The organism is Neoroseomonas alkaliterrae (genome assembly GCF_014199195.1).
Taxonomy (GTDB): domain Bacteria; phylum Pseudomonadota; class Alphaproteobacteria; order Acetobacterales; family Acetobacteraceae; genus Neoroseomonas; species Neoroseomonas alkaliterrae.
This window is the reverse complement of sequence record NZ_JACIJE010000001.1, coordinates 647,882-661,442: the sequence shown is the minus strand read 5'-3', so window position 1 is coordinate 661,442 and position 13,561 is coordinate 647,882. Positions and strand designations below refer to the sequence as shown.

The 13,561-nt window shown below is 73.1% G+C and carries 12 protein-coding genes; 5 read left to right on the top strand and 7 right to left on the bottom strand.

The window, feature by feature from the left end; genetic code table 11:
• The first annotated feature begins 3 nt into the window (after positions 1-3).
• On the top strand, positions 4-783 hold the full coding sequence (locus FHS88_RS03185; RefSeq protein ID WP_184481188.1) for an enoyl-CoA hydratase/isomerase family protein: 780 nt from the start codon (positions 4-6) through the stop codon (positions 781-783).
• On the top strand, positions 783-2,120 hold the full coding sequence (locus tag FHS88_RS03180; protein WP_184481187.1) for an NAD(P)/FAD-dependent oxidoreductase: 1,338 nt from the start codon (positions 783-785) through the stop codon (positions 2,118-2,120). The genes FHS88_RS03185 and FHS88_RS03180 overlap by 1 nt, the downstream gene beginning before the upstream one ends.
• A 140-nt stretch (positions 2,121-2,260) precedes the next feature.
• On the opposite strand, the gene FHS88_RS03175 is transcribed toward FHS88_RS03180, so the two are convergent.
• From FHS88_RS03175 to FHS88_RS03145, 7 genes are all read right to left on the bottom strand, one after another.
• Positions 2,261-2,770: a hypothetical protein gene (locus tag FHS88_RS03175; protein WP_184481185.1), complete on the bottom strand. Its 510-nt coding sequence runs from the start codon at positions 2,768-2,770 to the stop codon at positions 2,261-2,263.
• Between the two features lie 125 nt (positions 2,771-2,895).
• A complete protein-coding gene (locus FHS88_RS03170) occupies positions 2,896-3,675 on the bottom strand; it encodes an enoyl-CoA hydratase-related protein (RefSeq protein WP_184481184.1) in 780 nt (259 codons plus the stop codon).
• A complete protein-coding gene (locus tag FHS88_RS03165) occupies positions 3,672-4,799 on the bottom strand; it encodes a CaiB/BaiF CoA transferase family protein (RefSeq protein WP_184481182.1) in 1,128 nt (375 codons plus the stop codon). The genes FHS88_RS03170 and FHS88_RS03165 overlap by 4 nt, the downstream gene beginning before the upstream one ends.
• Before the next feature lie 35 nt (positions 4,800-4,834).
• Positions 4,835-5,611 (bottom strand): DUF1698 domain-containing protein, encoded by a 777-nt coding sequence (locus tag FHS88_RS03160; protein ID WP_184481180.1) that lies wholly within the window; start codon positions 5,609-5,611, stop codon positions 4,835-4,837.
• Complete coding sequence (gene lpxK, locus FHS88_RS03155) at positions 5,608-6,597, bottom strand: tetraacyldisaccharide 4'-kinase (RefSeq protein WP_184481178.1); 990 nt, start codon at positions 6,595-6,597, stop codon at positions 5,608-5,610. Before lpxK ends, FHS88_RS03160 begins: the two co-directional genes overlap by 4 nt.
• Entirely contained in the window at positions 6,597-7,967 is a 1,371-nt protein-coding gene (locus FHS88_RS03150) for a 3-deoxy-D-manno-octulosonic acid transferase (RefSeq protein ID WP_184481176.1), read from the bottom strand. The genes lpxK and FHS88_RS03150 overlap by 1 nt, the downstream gene beginning before the upstream one ends.
• Entirely contained in the window at positions 7,964-8,641 is a 678-nt protein-coding gene (locus FHS88_RS03145) for a lysophospholipid acyltransferase family protein (RefSeq protein ID WP_184481174.1), read from the bottom strand. Before FHS88_RS03145 ends, FHS88_RS03150 begins: the two co-directional genes overlap by 4 nt.
• A 152-nt stretch (positions 8,642-8,793) precedes the next feature.
• Between FHS88_RS03145 and FHS88_RS03140 the strand changes: the two genes are divergently transcribed.
• The 3 genes from FHS88_RS03140 (at position 8,794) to trxA (ending at position 13,538) form a co-directional block, all read left to right on the top strand.
• Positions 8,794-9,960, top strand: coding sequence for an efflux RND transporter periplasmic adaptor subunit (locus FHS88_RS03140; RefSeq protein WP_184481172.1), 1,167 nt, complete (start codon positions 8,794-8,796; stop codon positions 9,958-9,960).
• Between the two features lie 4 nt (positions 9,961-9,964).
• On the top strand, positions 9,965-13,126 hold the full coding sequence (locus tag FHS88_RS03135) for an efflux RND transporter permease subunit (RefSeq protein ID WP_184481170.1): 3,162 nt from the start codon (positions 9,965-9,967) through the stop codon (positions 13,124-13,126).
• Positions 13,127-13,205: 79 nt separating this feature from the next.
• The gene (gene trxA / locus FHS88_RS03130) at positions 13,206-13,538 is read left to right on the top strand and encodes a thioredoxin TrxA (RefSeq protein ID WP_184481168.1); all 333 of its coding nucleotides are present in this window, start codon (positions 13,206-13,208) and stop codon (positions 13,536-13,538) included.
• Positions 13,539-13,561: the final 23 nt, after the last annotated feature.

The following is a 13,561-nucleotide window of genomic DNA, read 5'->3' as shown; positions in this document are numbered from 1 at the left end:
GCGATGAGCCCGCCGCCCGCAACGCTCCGCCTCGAGGTGGCGGAGATGGTCGCGACACTCACCCTCGACCGCCCGCCGGTCAACGCCATCGACCGCGCGATGAAGGAGGAGGTCATCGCCGCCTTCGACGCGCTGCACGACCGCGAGGATGTCCGCGCGATCGTCCTGACCGGCGCGGGCCGCGCCTTCAGCGCCGGGGCCGACCTCAAGGAACGCCCCGGCATCGCGGGCGAGCCGGGCGCCTATCCGCGGCACAACCGCCTCACCCGCGCGGTGTTCGAGGCGATCATGGACTGCGGCAAGCCGGTGATCGCGGCGGTGAACGGCGCGGCGATCGGCGCGGGCGCCGTGCTCGCCCTCTCGGCCGACATCATCCTGGTGGCCGAGGACGCGTTCCTCTCCATGACCGAGGTGGATGTCGGCCTCGCCGGCGGCGTGCGCCATGTGCGGCGCCATTTCGGCGAATCCGACGCGCGGCTGATGATCTACACCGCGCGCCGCATCCCGGGGCCGGAGCTGCTGCGCATGAACGTCGCCTCCCTGTGCCTGCCGCGCGACGCCCTGCTGGCCGAGGCGCAGCGCATCGGCCGCGAGATCGCGGGCAAGGTGCCGCTCGCGGTGCAGGCCGCCAAGCGCAGCTTCCAGGTGACGGAATACTTGCCGCTGCACGAGGGCTATGTCTTCGAGCAGGGCCAGACCGCCGCCCTTTCCCGCACCGAGGACACGCAGGAGGCCTGGCGCGCCTTCGCCGAGAAGCGCAAGCCGGTGTTCCGGGGCCGGTGATGGCGGGCACGCGCCTGCTCGACCCCGTCGAGAGCGACCCCGGCCTGCCCGATTCCGCCGATGTCGTGGTGGTCGGCGCGGGCATCATCGGCGTCTCCGCCGCCTATCATCTGGCGAAGGCCGGGCATTCCGTCGCGCTGCTCGAGAAGGGCGTCGTCGCCGGCGAGCAGTCGAGTCGCAACTGGGGCTGGTGCCGCCTGTTCAACCGCGACGAGCGCGAGATCCCGCTGATGCAGGCAAGCCTCGAACTCTGGGGGCGGCTGCCGGAGGAGATCGGCGCCGACATGGGCTTCCGCCGCAGCGGCCTGACCTATGTCACCAAGGACGCGAAGGAACTCGCTTCCTGGCAGGCCTGGCTCGACATGGCGGCGCCCTACCAGGTGCCGATGCGCGTGATCGACGCGGCGGAGGCGAAGCGCCGCACCCCGGGCAACGAGCAGGACTGGATCGGCGGCATCCACTCCCCGCGCGACGGCCGCGCCGAGCCCGCCATGGCCGCGCCCGCGCTGGCGAAGGCGGCGCGCGCGCACGGCGCGACGCTGCACCAGGGCTGCGCTGTGCGCGGCCTCGACACCACGGGCGGGCGCGTGAGCGGCGTCATCACCGAGAAGGGGCGCATCCGCACCCAGGCGGTGATCCTCGCCGCCGGGGCCTGGGCCTCGATGTTCCTGCGCCGCCACGGCATCGACATGCCGCAATCCTCGGTGCACTCGACGGTCTTCGCGACCACGCCCGCGAAGCAGGTCTCACCGGGGCCGCTGCGCACGCCGGACTTCATCCTCACGCCGCTGCTCGACGGCGGATACCTCGTCGCCGCGCGCGCCCGCGGCCGCCTCGAACTCACGCCGGCGGGCATCCGCTACGCCCGCCAGTTCCTGCCGAGCCTGAGGAAGAACTGGAACATCGTCGAACTCCGCCTCGGCCGCTCCTTCTTCGAAGGGCCCGATGCGTGGCACGGCCGCTGGTCCTTCGACCGCCCGACCGTCTTCGAACGGATGCGCGTGCTCGACCCCAAACCCAAGACCAGCATCGTCGAGCCCGCGCTGCGCGAGATCGTCGCCGCCTATCCCGAACTCGCGGGCATCACGGCGGCGCGGATCTGGGCGGGCTGGATCGACTCGACGCCGGACGCGGTGCCGGTGATCGCGCGGCTCGATGCGCTGCCGGGCCTCGTGGTCGCGGCGGGCTTCAGCGGGCACGGCTTCGGCATCGGGCCGGCGGCGGGGCGGCTCGCGGCGGATCTCGCCACCGGCAGCCCGCCGATCGTGGACCCCGAACCCTTCCGCCTCTCGCGCTTCCACGACGGCTCGCCGATCCGCGCGCCGGCGGGGATCTGATGTCCTGCGGCAGAGGTTGATCCTTCGTCCGCAGGACGTCAGGGCCTGGTTCCGCGCGCGGCCGCCCCAGCAGCCCCGCGCGCCATACCGGCGGGCGAAACGCCGTACCTGTCCCACGCTGGCATGAGGCGCGTCGCCGCTCAGCCCTTGCCGCCGCGCGCTTCGCAGGCGGCGCAGGTGAGAAGGCCGCGCGCCTCGCGCTCCGGCTCGACGGCATAGCCGCAGCGCAGGCAGTTCGCGCCGTCATCGGCGGTGTCGAAGGGGTCGGCGACGCGGCGCGCCGCGTCGCGCGCCTGGCGCGGGCCGTTGCCGCGCGGCCGTGTCTTCGTCGCCGGGTGCACGGCCTTGGCAGGGGCGGGCTGCCATCCCGGCATGACATGCGCCGTCGGCGCGGGCGCGGCGGGCGGCGCGGGCGGCTCCGGGGGCGCGGCCGCCGCGCGGGCGGGGAAACCTTCGGACCAGGTCGCGGCGCGCACTCGGCCGCCGGACCGCCCCGCATCGGCGCGCTCGGCGCCCGAGCGGACATGCACCACCTCGACAACGCGGCTGCCAGCCGTGCCGCGGCGCGGCACGTTCACCGTCTCGCGCCGTTCCTCGGGTGTGGGCTTCTTCGCGCCAAGCCTGGCGAAGACACGGTCGATCTCGGACATCGAACCTCGGTGCGCTGCGGCGGCGCAGCGATGCTGCGCCCGACCGCCTGGACCGGCCGCTTCCGCCGCCGGATGGTGCAGGGGGTCCGCGGACCGCCCTGACATCCGATGCTGCTACCGCATCCCTAGCGATTCTGCCAGTTCGGCTTGCGCTTCTCCGCGAAGGCCCTGGGGCCTTCGATGAAATCCTGGCTGTCGCGGTTGCGCTGCTGCGCCGGATACATGGTGCCGATCGCCTTCTGCAGCGTCGGCTCGTCGAGCCCGGCATAGACGCATTGCTTCGACGCCCGCACCGCGAGCGGCGAGCATTCCAGGATCATCGCCGCCCAGCGCTTCGCCCCCTCCAGCGCCTGCCCTTCCGGCACCACCTCGTTGACGAAGCCGAGCGCCTTGCCCTCCGCCGCGCTCACGCGCCGGCCGGTCAGGATCATGCCAAGCGCCTGCTTCTGCCCGATCATGCGCGGCAGCCGGTGCACCCCGCCCGCCCCCGCGACGAGGCCGACGCGAGGCTCGGGCAGCGCGAAGACGGCGTTCTCCGCCGCGATGATCAGGTCGCAGGCGAGCGCGATCTCGAAGCCGCCGCCCATCGCGACGCCGTTGACCGCCGCGATCAGCGGCTTGTCGAGGTCGAAGCGCGAAGTCAGCCCCGCGAAGCCCGAGGGCGGCGTCGGCCCCCGCTTGCCCGCGGCCTGCACCTTGAGGTCGTTGCCCGCCGAGAAGGCGCGGTCCCCCGCCCCGGTGACGATCGCCACCCACAGCTCGGGATTCGCCGCGAAATCGTCCCACACCTTCTCGAGCTCGAAATGCGCCTCGCTGTGCAGGGCGTTCATCACCTCCGGCCGGTTCAGCGTGACGATGCGCAGCCGGCCCTCGTCCTCGACGCGGCAGTATTTCAGGTCGGTCATCGGCCCAGCACCTCCTTGTTGTGTTCGCCCAGTCGCGGCGCCCCGCGGGCGGAGCGCGGCCGCACCCCGTCGAAGCTGATCGGCAGCCCCACCACCTTCGGTCCGCCCGGCAGTTGCTGCAGGATGCCGACGGCGGCGAACTGCTCGCTCGCCACCACCTCGCCGATGTCGTTCACCGGCGCGCAGGGCACGCCCGCCTCCTCCAGCGCCGCGATCCAGGCATCGCGCGGCCGCGTCCGCAGCACCGCGGCGATCAGCGGCAGCAGCACCGCCTTGTTGCGCACGCGCTGCGCCCCCTTCGCGAAGCGCTCGTCGGAGGCCCATTCCGGATGCCCCAGCACCTGCGCGCAGCGCGCCCAGAGCCGATCGTTGCCGGCGGCGAGGCAGAGCGGACGGTCGGCCGTCTCGAACACCTGGTAGGGCACGATCACAGCCCCGCCCGTGCCGTGCCGCTTCGGCACCTCGCCGGTCGCGACATGGTTGTTCACCTGGCCTTCGACCCAGTGCACCGCGGTCTCGAACAGGGACGTGTCCACCACCCCGCCGCGGCCCGTGATCTCGCGCCGCCGCAGCAGGCCCAGCGCCCCGATCACGGTGAACATCCCCGTCGCCTTGTCGTTGATGGAGGCGCCGCAGAAGGTCGGCGGATCCTCCGGCCGGCCCGTCACGCTCATCATGCCGCCAAAGGCCTGCAGCAGCGGGTCGAAGCCGGGCTTCATCCTCATCGGGCCGCGGTCGCCGAAGGCCCAGATCGAACAATAGACGAGGCGCGGATGCCGCGCCGTCATCGCCGCGGGCCCGATGCCGATCTCCTCCACCACGCCGGGGCGGAGGTTCTGGATCAGGATGTCGGCGCTCTCGCAGAGCCGGTGCAGCGCCTCGATGTCGCGCGCATCCTTGAGGTCGAGCGTCACGCTGCGCTTGTTGCGGTTCTGCCCATGGAAATAGAGCGAGGTCACGCCGTCGGGGCCGAAGGGCGGCCCCCAGCCGCGCGCGTCGTCGCCGCCATCGGGCTTCTCGACCTTGATCACATCGGCACCCATGTCGGCCATGATCGCGCCCGCGAGCGGCCCGGCCAGCGCCTGGCCGACCTCGATCACGCGCACCCCTTCAAGCGGCAGCATCCACGCTCCCCCCGTCCTCTGTTCCGCGCGCGAGGTTACGTCCCCTTCGCCGCCGCGGCGAGACGCGCCCGCTCCTCCGGCCGCGCGAGGTCGTACCACCCCTGGTGCCCGCCGGGGCGCGCGATGGCCGGCGCCTCCGTCCTGAACGCATGCACCATCCCGCGCCTGCGGCCATAGAGCGGATGGTCGCGGTAGAGCACCCGCGCGAAGCCGATCTCGCGCAGCAGCTCGTGCAGCAGGAGAGGGTTCGGCCCCCACCAGTTGGTCGGGTCGTTGGCGAGCGTCGCGCCGGGGTAGAAGATCATCGCCGGGCGGTCGAGCTCGGCCGCATCGAGATGCGTCTCGATCACCAGCACCTCGCTCGCCATGGCGCGGATGCGCATCAGCGGCGCGATCGGGTTGATCAGGTGGTAGAAGACGCCGAGCAGCAGGATCACGTCATGGGCGCCGTGCTCCTTGCGGTTCAGGCGCATCACGTCCTCGTCCAGCAGCTCGATCGCAAGGCCCAGTTCGCGCCGCGCCAGCTCGATCGTCTCCCGCCCGCGGTAGTCGGGATGCCGCCAGGTGTAGGAATCGCTCGCCACCACGCGCGCCGCGCCGCGGCGCTTCGCCTCGAAGGAGAAGGCGCCGTTCCACGCCCCGATGTCGAGCACACTGCGCCCGGAAAGGTCGAGCGGGCCCAGCAGCGCCTCGGCCTCGGCCGCGATCACCGCCGCCGATTTCGCCCCCGGCGTGGCGATGCCCGGGCGCAGCTCGATCGTGTGGAACCAGGGAAAGGCCGCGATGGCGGCGCGCAGCTCCGGATCGGTCACGCGGGGACGGGCACCCGCAGGGCCAGCGGCTCGAGCAGCGTCTCGATCGCCACCGGCTCCTCCCATTCGAGGCGGATGGTCACCACCGTCACGCGGTTGCGGAAGGCGGGGGGGATGCGGACGAAATCCTTGCGCGTGGTCACCGGCGTGGCGCGCAGGCTCTCGGCCTCGGCCAGCAGGTCGCGCAGGTCGCCCTCGTCATAGGGGTAGTGGTCGGCATAGGCCTGCCGCCCGGCGAGGAAGGCGCCCGCTTCCTGCAGCGTGGTGAAGAACTTGCGCGGATTGGCGATGCCGCAGAAGGCGAAGACCGGCTGGCCGGCCAGCAGCTCCGCCTCGGGCCCCGGCTTGAGGCTCGCCCGCAGCACCGGCAGCTCCGGCGGCAGTTGCGCGAGCGCGCCGGTCTCGTCCTCGCCGATCAGCACGGCGGCGCGGCAACGCGCGGCGGCGTTGGCGACCGGCTCGCGCAGCGGGCCCGCCGGGATGATGCGCCCGTTGCCGAAGCCGTAGGACCCGTCGATCACCAGCAGCGAGAGGTCCTTCGCCAGGGTCGGGTTCTGCAGCCCGTCATCCATGACGATGGCCTGGGCCCCGGCGGCGATCGCCTCCCGCGCGCCGGCGGCGCGGTCCGCGGCGACCCAGGTCGGCCGCTCTGCGGCGAGCAGCAGCGCCTCGTCGCCGACCGCGGTGCTGTCGTGCCTCGCGGTGTCCACCCGCACCGGGCCCTTGAGTTTCCCGCCATAGCCGCGCAGCAGGAAATGCGCCCCGATGCCCCGGTTGCCGAGCCGCCGGCCGATATCGAGCGCGACCGTCGTCTTGCCCGCCCCGCCCGCGGTCGCATTGCCGCAGCAGATGACCGGGACGGGCGCCTGCCAGCCCGGGCGCGCCATGCGCCGCGCCGTCGCGGCCGCGTAGATGGCGGAGACGGGCGAGAGCAGGATGGGCGCGATGCCCCCGCTGCCGCCGCTCCAGAACTCGGGAGCGCGCATCAATTCCCTTCGTCAACAATCCTCGTTGCCGGCGGGCCGGCCAGCGCCGGCCCCGCCAGGTTCCGGCCCTCCGGCAGGGCCGTCGCATCGGTCGGCGGAAGCAGCGGCAGCAGCGCCGCGGCGATCCGCTCCGGCAGGCCGGCCTCCTCGGCCGCCACCGCGAAGGCGGCCTCGGCCTGAGCCCGCCCCCGCTCGGGAGTCGATAGCATGGCCGAAACCGCCTCGGCCAGCGCGGCGGCCGGGTCCGTTCCGGGCACGATCCGGGTGAGCCCGCCCGCCGCCGCCATGCGCTCCACGATCTCGGCGAAGTTCCACACATGCGGGCCGAGCAGCACCGGGCAGCGCAGCCGCGCGGGCTCCAGCGGATTCTGGCCGCCATGCGCGACGAGCGACCCGCCGACGAAGGCGCAGGCCGCCAGGCGATAGAACAGCCCGAGCTCCCCCAGCGTGTCGGCCACCAGGACCGCCGTGTCCGGCCCCGGATCCTCGCCCGCCGCGCGCCGCGCCACGCCGAGGCCCTGCGCCAGCGCGGCGACCTCCGGCCCGCGCTCGGGGTGGCGGGGCACGATCACGCTCAGCAGCCCGGGATGGGCGGCGGCAAGGCGGCGATGCGCCGCGAGCACGACCGCCTCCTCGCCCGGATGCGTGCTCGCCGCGACCCAGGCCGGCCGGCCGCCGAACACGCCCCGCAGCCGCTCCATTTCCGCCGCATCGGCCGGCAGCGGCGGCGCGGCGTATTTCAGGTTGCCGAGGCACCGCGCCGGGGCGCCGAGGGCGCGGAAGCGCGCCGCGTCGGCCTCGGTCTGCGCCAGCACCAGCGCGAAGGGCGCGAGCACCTCCCGCGCAAGGCCGGGCGCGCGGCGCCACCAGCGCAGGGAGCGGTCGGACATGCGCGCATTCACCAGCGCCAGCGGCACGCCGCGCGCCGCCGTCGCGGCGATCAGGTTGGGCCACAGCTCCGATTCCGCGAAGACCGCCGCATCGGGCCGCCAGCCATCGAGGAAGCGCGCCACCCAGGCCGGCACGTCGAGCGGCACGAAGCGATGCGCCACGCGCGGCGCCAGCGCCTCCGGCAGCCGGCGCTCCAGCAGCTCGGCCGAGGTCCGCGTGCCGGTCGTCATCAGGAAGTGCAGCCCCGGCGCGGCGCGGCCCAGCGCCTCGAGCAGCGGCAGGAGGGAGAGCATCTCCCCCACGCTCGCCGCATGCAGCCAGAGCAGCGTGCCGCCGGGCCGCGCCGCGCCCTCCCCGAAGCGTTCGGCGATGCGCCCCGGCACCTCCTTGCCGCGCCGGGCGCGGCGGCGGAGATAGGCCGGCAGGGCCGGCGCGGCGGCCGATGCCGCGAGGCGCCAGACGGCGGCGAGCAGGCTCATGCGCGAACCAGCGCGTCGGCGCGCTCGCAGGCCTCGGTCAGCGCGGCGGCGATGGCCGGCAGCGCCGCCTCGGCCCCGTCCCGCGGCACCGGCACGGGCGCGCCCATCACCGCCACGCCTCGCGCGAAGGGCAGCGGGAAGCGCATCCGGTCCCACGAGCCGGCCAGCCGCATCCGCGACGAGGCAATGCCGCAGGGCAGCACCGGCACCCCGGACAGGGCGGCGAGCTGCGCGACACCCGGCGCGGCGACGCGCGCCGGCCCGCGCGGCCCGTCCGGCGTGATCACCGCGACCCCGCCGCCGGCCAGGATCCGCAGGAGCCCCCGCAACCCCGCGGCACCGCCCTTCGATGTAGAGGCATGGACCACCTCGATCCCGAAGGGCCGGACGGCGGTTGCGATCAGCCGCCCGTCGCGGTGGCGCGATATCAGCACCTGCGCCCGCCGCCCCGCCCGCTGCGGCACCCGCCGCGCCAGCAGCCGCCAGCCCAGCGCCGCGAGCGGCAGCCGCTCGTGCCAGAAGGCGAGGATCATCGGCCGGTCGGCATGGGCGCGCGCATGCTCCTCCCCCACCAGGGTCCAGCGCGTCGTGGCCCAGACCAGGCTGAGATAGAGCGCGATCAGGCGCGCCAGCGCGCCCTGCACGACGGGGTGGCGGATCAGGCGCTTCGCCATGGGCGCATGCGGCGGCGGAGTGTCACGGCCCGCGCCCTAGCACGGGCCCGCGCGGCGCCCAAACCCGCCGCCCCGCTCGGGCATTGTGGCGCCCCCTGCCGCCATGCAACCCTTCCCCGCCTTGTGGGGGTGGTGATCGCATGATGCGCGGCGTGAGGAGGCGGCGCGGGGCGCCGCTGGTGCTGGCGGCGGCGCTCGGCGTGCTGGCCTCCTGCAAGGACCAGGCGCCGGCGCAGCAGCCGGCCGGGGCGCCGCCCGCGGTCATCGTCGCCCGCGTCGAGCGCCAGCCCATCGCGCCCACCGCCGAGTTCATCGGCCGGGCCGAGGCGATCGACAAGCTCGAGGTCCGCGCCCGCGTCACCGGCTTCCTCTACGCCCGCCATTTCAACGAGGGCGACCGGGTGAAGGCCGGGGATCTGCTCTTCACCATCGAGCAGCCCCCCTTCGCCGCCGAGGTCGCGCTGCGGCAGGCCAATGTCCAGCGCGCCGAGGCCGAGCTGCGCAACGCCTCCCTGCAGGTCGAGCGCGGGCGGGAGCTGGTGCGCACAAACAACATCCCGCAGGCCGAACTCGACGCGCGCATCGCCGCCGAGGGCGAGGCGCAGGGCGCGCTCGCCGCCGCCCGCGCGCAGCTCGAGCAGGCGCGCATCCAGTACGGCTACACCGAGATCCGGGCGGTCTTCGACGGCCGCGCCGGGCGCTCGCCGCTCAGCCCGGGCAATGTGGTGGGGCCGGATTCCGGCGTGCTCGTGACCGTGGTGCGCGACGACCCGATCCGCGTCAGCTTCCCGGTCACGCAGCGCGAGCTGCTGCGCGTGCGCCGCGCCGCGGCCGAGGGCGGACCATCCGCGGCCGCCACCACCGAAGTGCTGGTGCGCCTGCCGGACGGCTCGCTGCTGGAGACCGCCGGGCGGCTCGAATTCGTGGACGTGGCGGCGAACCGCTCGACCGATTCGGTCACCGTCGTCGCCTCGGTGCCGAACCCGCAGCGGCTGCTGACCGACGGCCAGGCGGTCACGGTGGTGCTGCGCGAGGCCCGGCCGCAGCAGGCCATCGTCATCCCGCAGGCGGCGGTGCAGATCGACCAGCAGGGACCCTTCGTCCTGGTGGTGGGGGAGGGGAACCGCGTCGAGATCAGGCGCGTGCGGCTCGCCCAGGGGCCGGCGGGGCAGAATGTGGTGAGCGAGGGGCTCGAACCCGGGCAGCTGATCATCGTCGAGGGATCCCAGCGCGCCCGCCCCGGCCAGCCCGTGACACCGCGCCCGCGCGAGGCGCCGCCGCCCGGCGCCGCGCCGGCGAACCCCGCGCGCGGCGGCTGAGCCCATGATCAGCAAGGTCTTCGTGGACCGGCCGCGCCTTGCGGTCGTCATCGCCATCGTCATGACCATCGCGGGGCTGGTCTCCCTGCGGCAGATCCCGGTGGCGCAGTTCCCCGACATCGTGCCGCCGCAGGTCTCGGTCACGGCCTATTTCCCCGGCGCCTCGGCCGAGGTGGTGGAAGCGACCATCGCCCAGCCGATCGAGAGCCAGGTCAACGGCGTGGACAACATGATCTACATGCGGTCCACCTCGGGCAATGACGGGTCCTACAACCTCACCGTCTCCTTCCGCGTGGGCACGGACCCGGACCAGAACACCACCAACGTGAACAACCGCGTGCAGCTGGCGCTGGCGCAACTGCCCGAGGAGGTGCAGCGCCAGGGCCTGACGGTGCGCAAGCGCTCCTCGGCCATGCTGCAGGTGATCACGCTGCGCTCGCCGGCCGGAGCGCTGGACACGCTGTTCCTGTCGAACTACGCGACGATCAACATCCTCGACGTGCTCAAGCGCGTGCCGGGCGTTGGCGATGTGGCGATGTTCGGCACGCGCGACTACGCCATGCGCATCTGGTTCGAGACGGACCGCCTCACCGCGCTGGGCCTCACGCCGGCGGACATCGTGGGCGCGATCCGCGCGCAGAACCAGGTCGCGCCATTGGGGCGCATCGGCGCGCAGCCGGCGAGCGACGACACCTCCTACCAGCTCAACATCCGCACCACCGGCCGGCTCCAGAGCGTGGAGGAGTTCGGCGCGATCCTGGTGCGCGCCAATGCCGACGGGTCGGTGCTGCGCGTGCGCGACGTCGCGCGGATCGAGCTCGGCGCCTGGAACCAGGACCAGGCGATGACGTTGAACGGCCAGCCGGCGGTGGGCATCCAGATCTACCTCGCGCCCGGCGCCAATGCGGTCGGCACGGCGGATGCGGTGGCGCGCACCATGCGCGACCTCGCCTCCCGCTTCCCGCCGGGGATGGAATACGGCGTCACCTACGACACCACCACCTTCGTCAAGCTGACGATCGAGGTGGTGATCCACACGCTGATCGAGGCCTTCGTCCTCGTCGTGCTGGTGGTCTTCCTGTTCCTCGGCTCGGTCCGCGCCACGCTGATCCCGCTCATCGCCGTGCCGGTCAGCCTGATCGCGACCTTCGTGGTGATGAACGCGATGGGCTATTCGGCCAACACCGTCTCGCTGCTGGCCATGGTGCTCGCCATCGGCATCGTTGTGGACGACGCCATCGTTGTGGTCGAGGCGGTCGAGGCGAAGATGGAGGAGGACCATTCGCTCTCGGTCGCCGAGGCCACCAAGGCGGCGATGGAGGGCATCACGGCGCCGATCATCGCCATCACGCTCGTGCTGCTCTCGGTCTTCGTGCCGCTCGCCTTCATCCCCGGCATCTCGGGCGAGCTGTTCCGCCAGTTCGCCGTCGTCGTCTCGGTGGGGATGTTCTTCTCCGCGGTCAATGCGCTGACGCTCTCGCCCGCGCTCTGCGCCGTGCTGCTCTCGGCCCATCACGGGCCGCGCAGGGGCATCATGGGCCGCATCTCGCGCGGCATAGACCGGGTGCGGGACGGCTACGCGGCGGTGGTCGCGCGGCTGGTGCGCAAGGCCTTCGTCTCGATCCTGCTGCTTGCCGTGTTCATGGCCGGCATCGTCGGCGTCGGCTCCCGCACGCCCACCGGCTTCCTGCCGCAGGAGGACCAGGGCGCCTTCTTCGGGGAGGTGGCGCTGCCCGACGGCGCCTCGCTCAACCGCACGCGCGAGATCGCCGAGCAGGTGGGTGCCACCATCCGCGGCATCCCCGGCGTCCAGGACGTGATGGTGATCAGCGGCTATTCGCTGCTCGGCGGCCTCGCGCAGTCCAACGCCGCCATCATCATCGCGACGCTGAAGCCCTTCGCCGAGCGCACCACGCCCGAACTCGGCGTCAATGCGCTGATCGCGCAGACCATCGCCCGCACCAACGACGTGCCGGCCCGCGTCATCCCCTTCAACCTGCCGCCGATCGCGGGCCTCGGCACCGCCGGAGGCTTCGAGTTCCAGCTGCAGAACCTCGAGGGCCGGCCGATCCCGGAAATGGCGGCGGTGATGCGCGCCCTCGTGCTCGCGGCCAACCAGGACCCGGCGCTGACGCGCGTCTTCTCGACCTTCGCGGCGAACACGCCCTCGGTCTTCCTCGAGATCGACCGCGACCGGGCGCAGGTGCTCGGCGTCTCGCTGAACGACATCTTCCAGGCGCTCTCGGCCGCCATGGGCGGCGCCTATGTCAACGACTTCAACCTGTTCGGTCGCACCTGGAAGGTCAGCCTGCAGGCCGAGCAGGGCGACCGCGCCGGCATCCCCGACATCTACCGCGTGCATGTGCGCAACCGCGACGGGGAGATGGTGCCGCTGCGCGCGCTGGCCGAGGCGCGCATCGAGTTCGGCCCGCAATCCATCATCCGCTACAACAATGTCCGCAGCCTGACGATCAACGGCGAGCCCGCGCCGGGCCGCTCCTCGGGCGATGCGCTGGCGGCGATGGAGCGCGTCGCCAACGCCACGCTGCCGGCCGGCTACGCCTTCGAATGGACCGGCACCGCCTTCCAGGAGAAGGCGGCGGCAGGGCAGACCGGCACCATCCTCGCGCTGGCCGTGCTCTTCGCCTTCCTGTTCCTCGTCGGCCTCTACGAATCCTGGACCATCCCGGTGCCGGTGCTGCTCTCCGTCACGGTCGGCGTGCTGGGGGCGATGGTCTCGATCGGGCCGGCGGGGCTGGCGCTCGACCTCTACGCCCAGGTCGGCATCGTGGTGCTGATCGCGCTCGCGGCGAAGAACGGCATCCTGATCATCGAATTCGCCAAGGAACAGCGCGAGCGCCACGGCAAGTCCATCCGGGAGGCCGCGGCGCTGGGCGCCAGGCTGCGTTTCCGCGCGGTGATGATGACCTCCTTCGCCTTCATCCTCGGGCTGCTCCCGCTGGTGGTCGCCGAAGGCGCCTCCGAGATCAGCCGCCGCGCCGTCGGCACGCCGGTCTTCTGGGGCATGATCGCGGCCGCGACCCTCGGCGTCTTCATGATCCCGATGCTCTACGTGGTGTTCCAGACCCTGCGCGAGCGGATCAAGGCGACCCTCTTCGGGCGCCGCCCCGCCGGGGCGGGCGAGGCCGCCGCCCCCCATGCTTGACCCGTGCGCGCCGCCGCCCGATGTCTGATGCAACCGCGGGGGCCTTCCGCCCCCGCCCGCGTAATGGAGACCCCCCCCGATGGGTGAGCTGACCAAATCCGTGTCCGACGACACCTTCCGCCAGGACGTGCTGGAAGCCCCCGGCCCGGTGCTCGTGGATTTCTGGGCCGAATGGTGCGGCCCCTGCCGCATGGTCGCTCCGATCCTCGACGAGATCGCCAGCGAATACGCCGGCAAGCTGACGGTGGCGAAGGTGAACGTGGACGACAACCCGATGACGCCGAACGAATACGCGGTGCGCGGCATCCCCACGCTGATCCTGTTCAAGGACGGCAAGCCGATCGAGACGAAGGTCGGCGCCCTGCCCAAGGGGGCGCTGAAGGCCTGGATCTCCGGCGCCATCGGCGAGTGATCCTGGCGGGGGGCGGCGCCGCC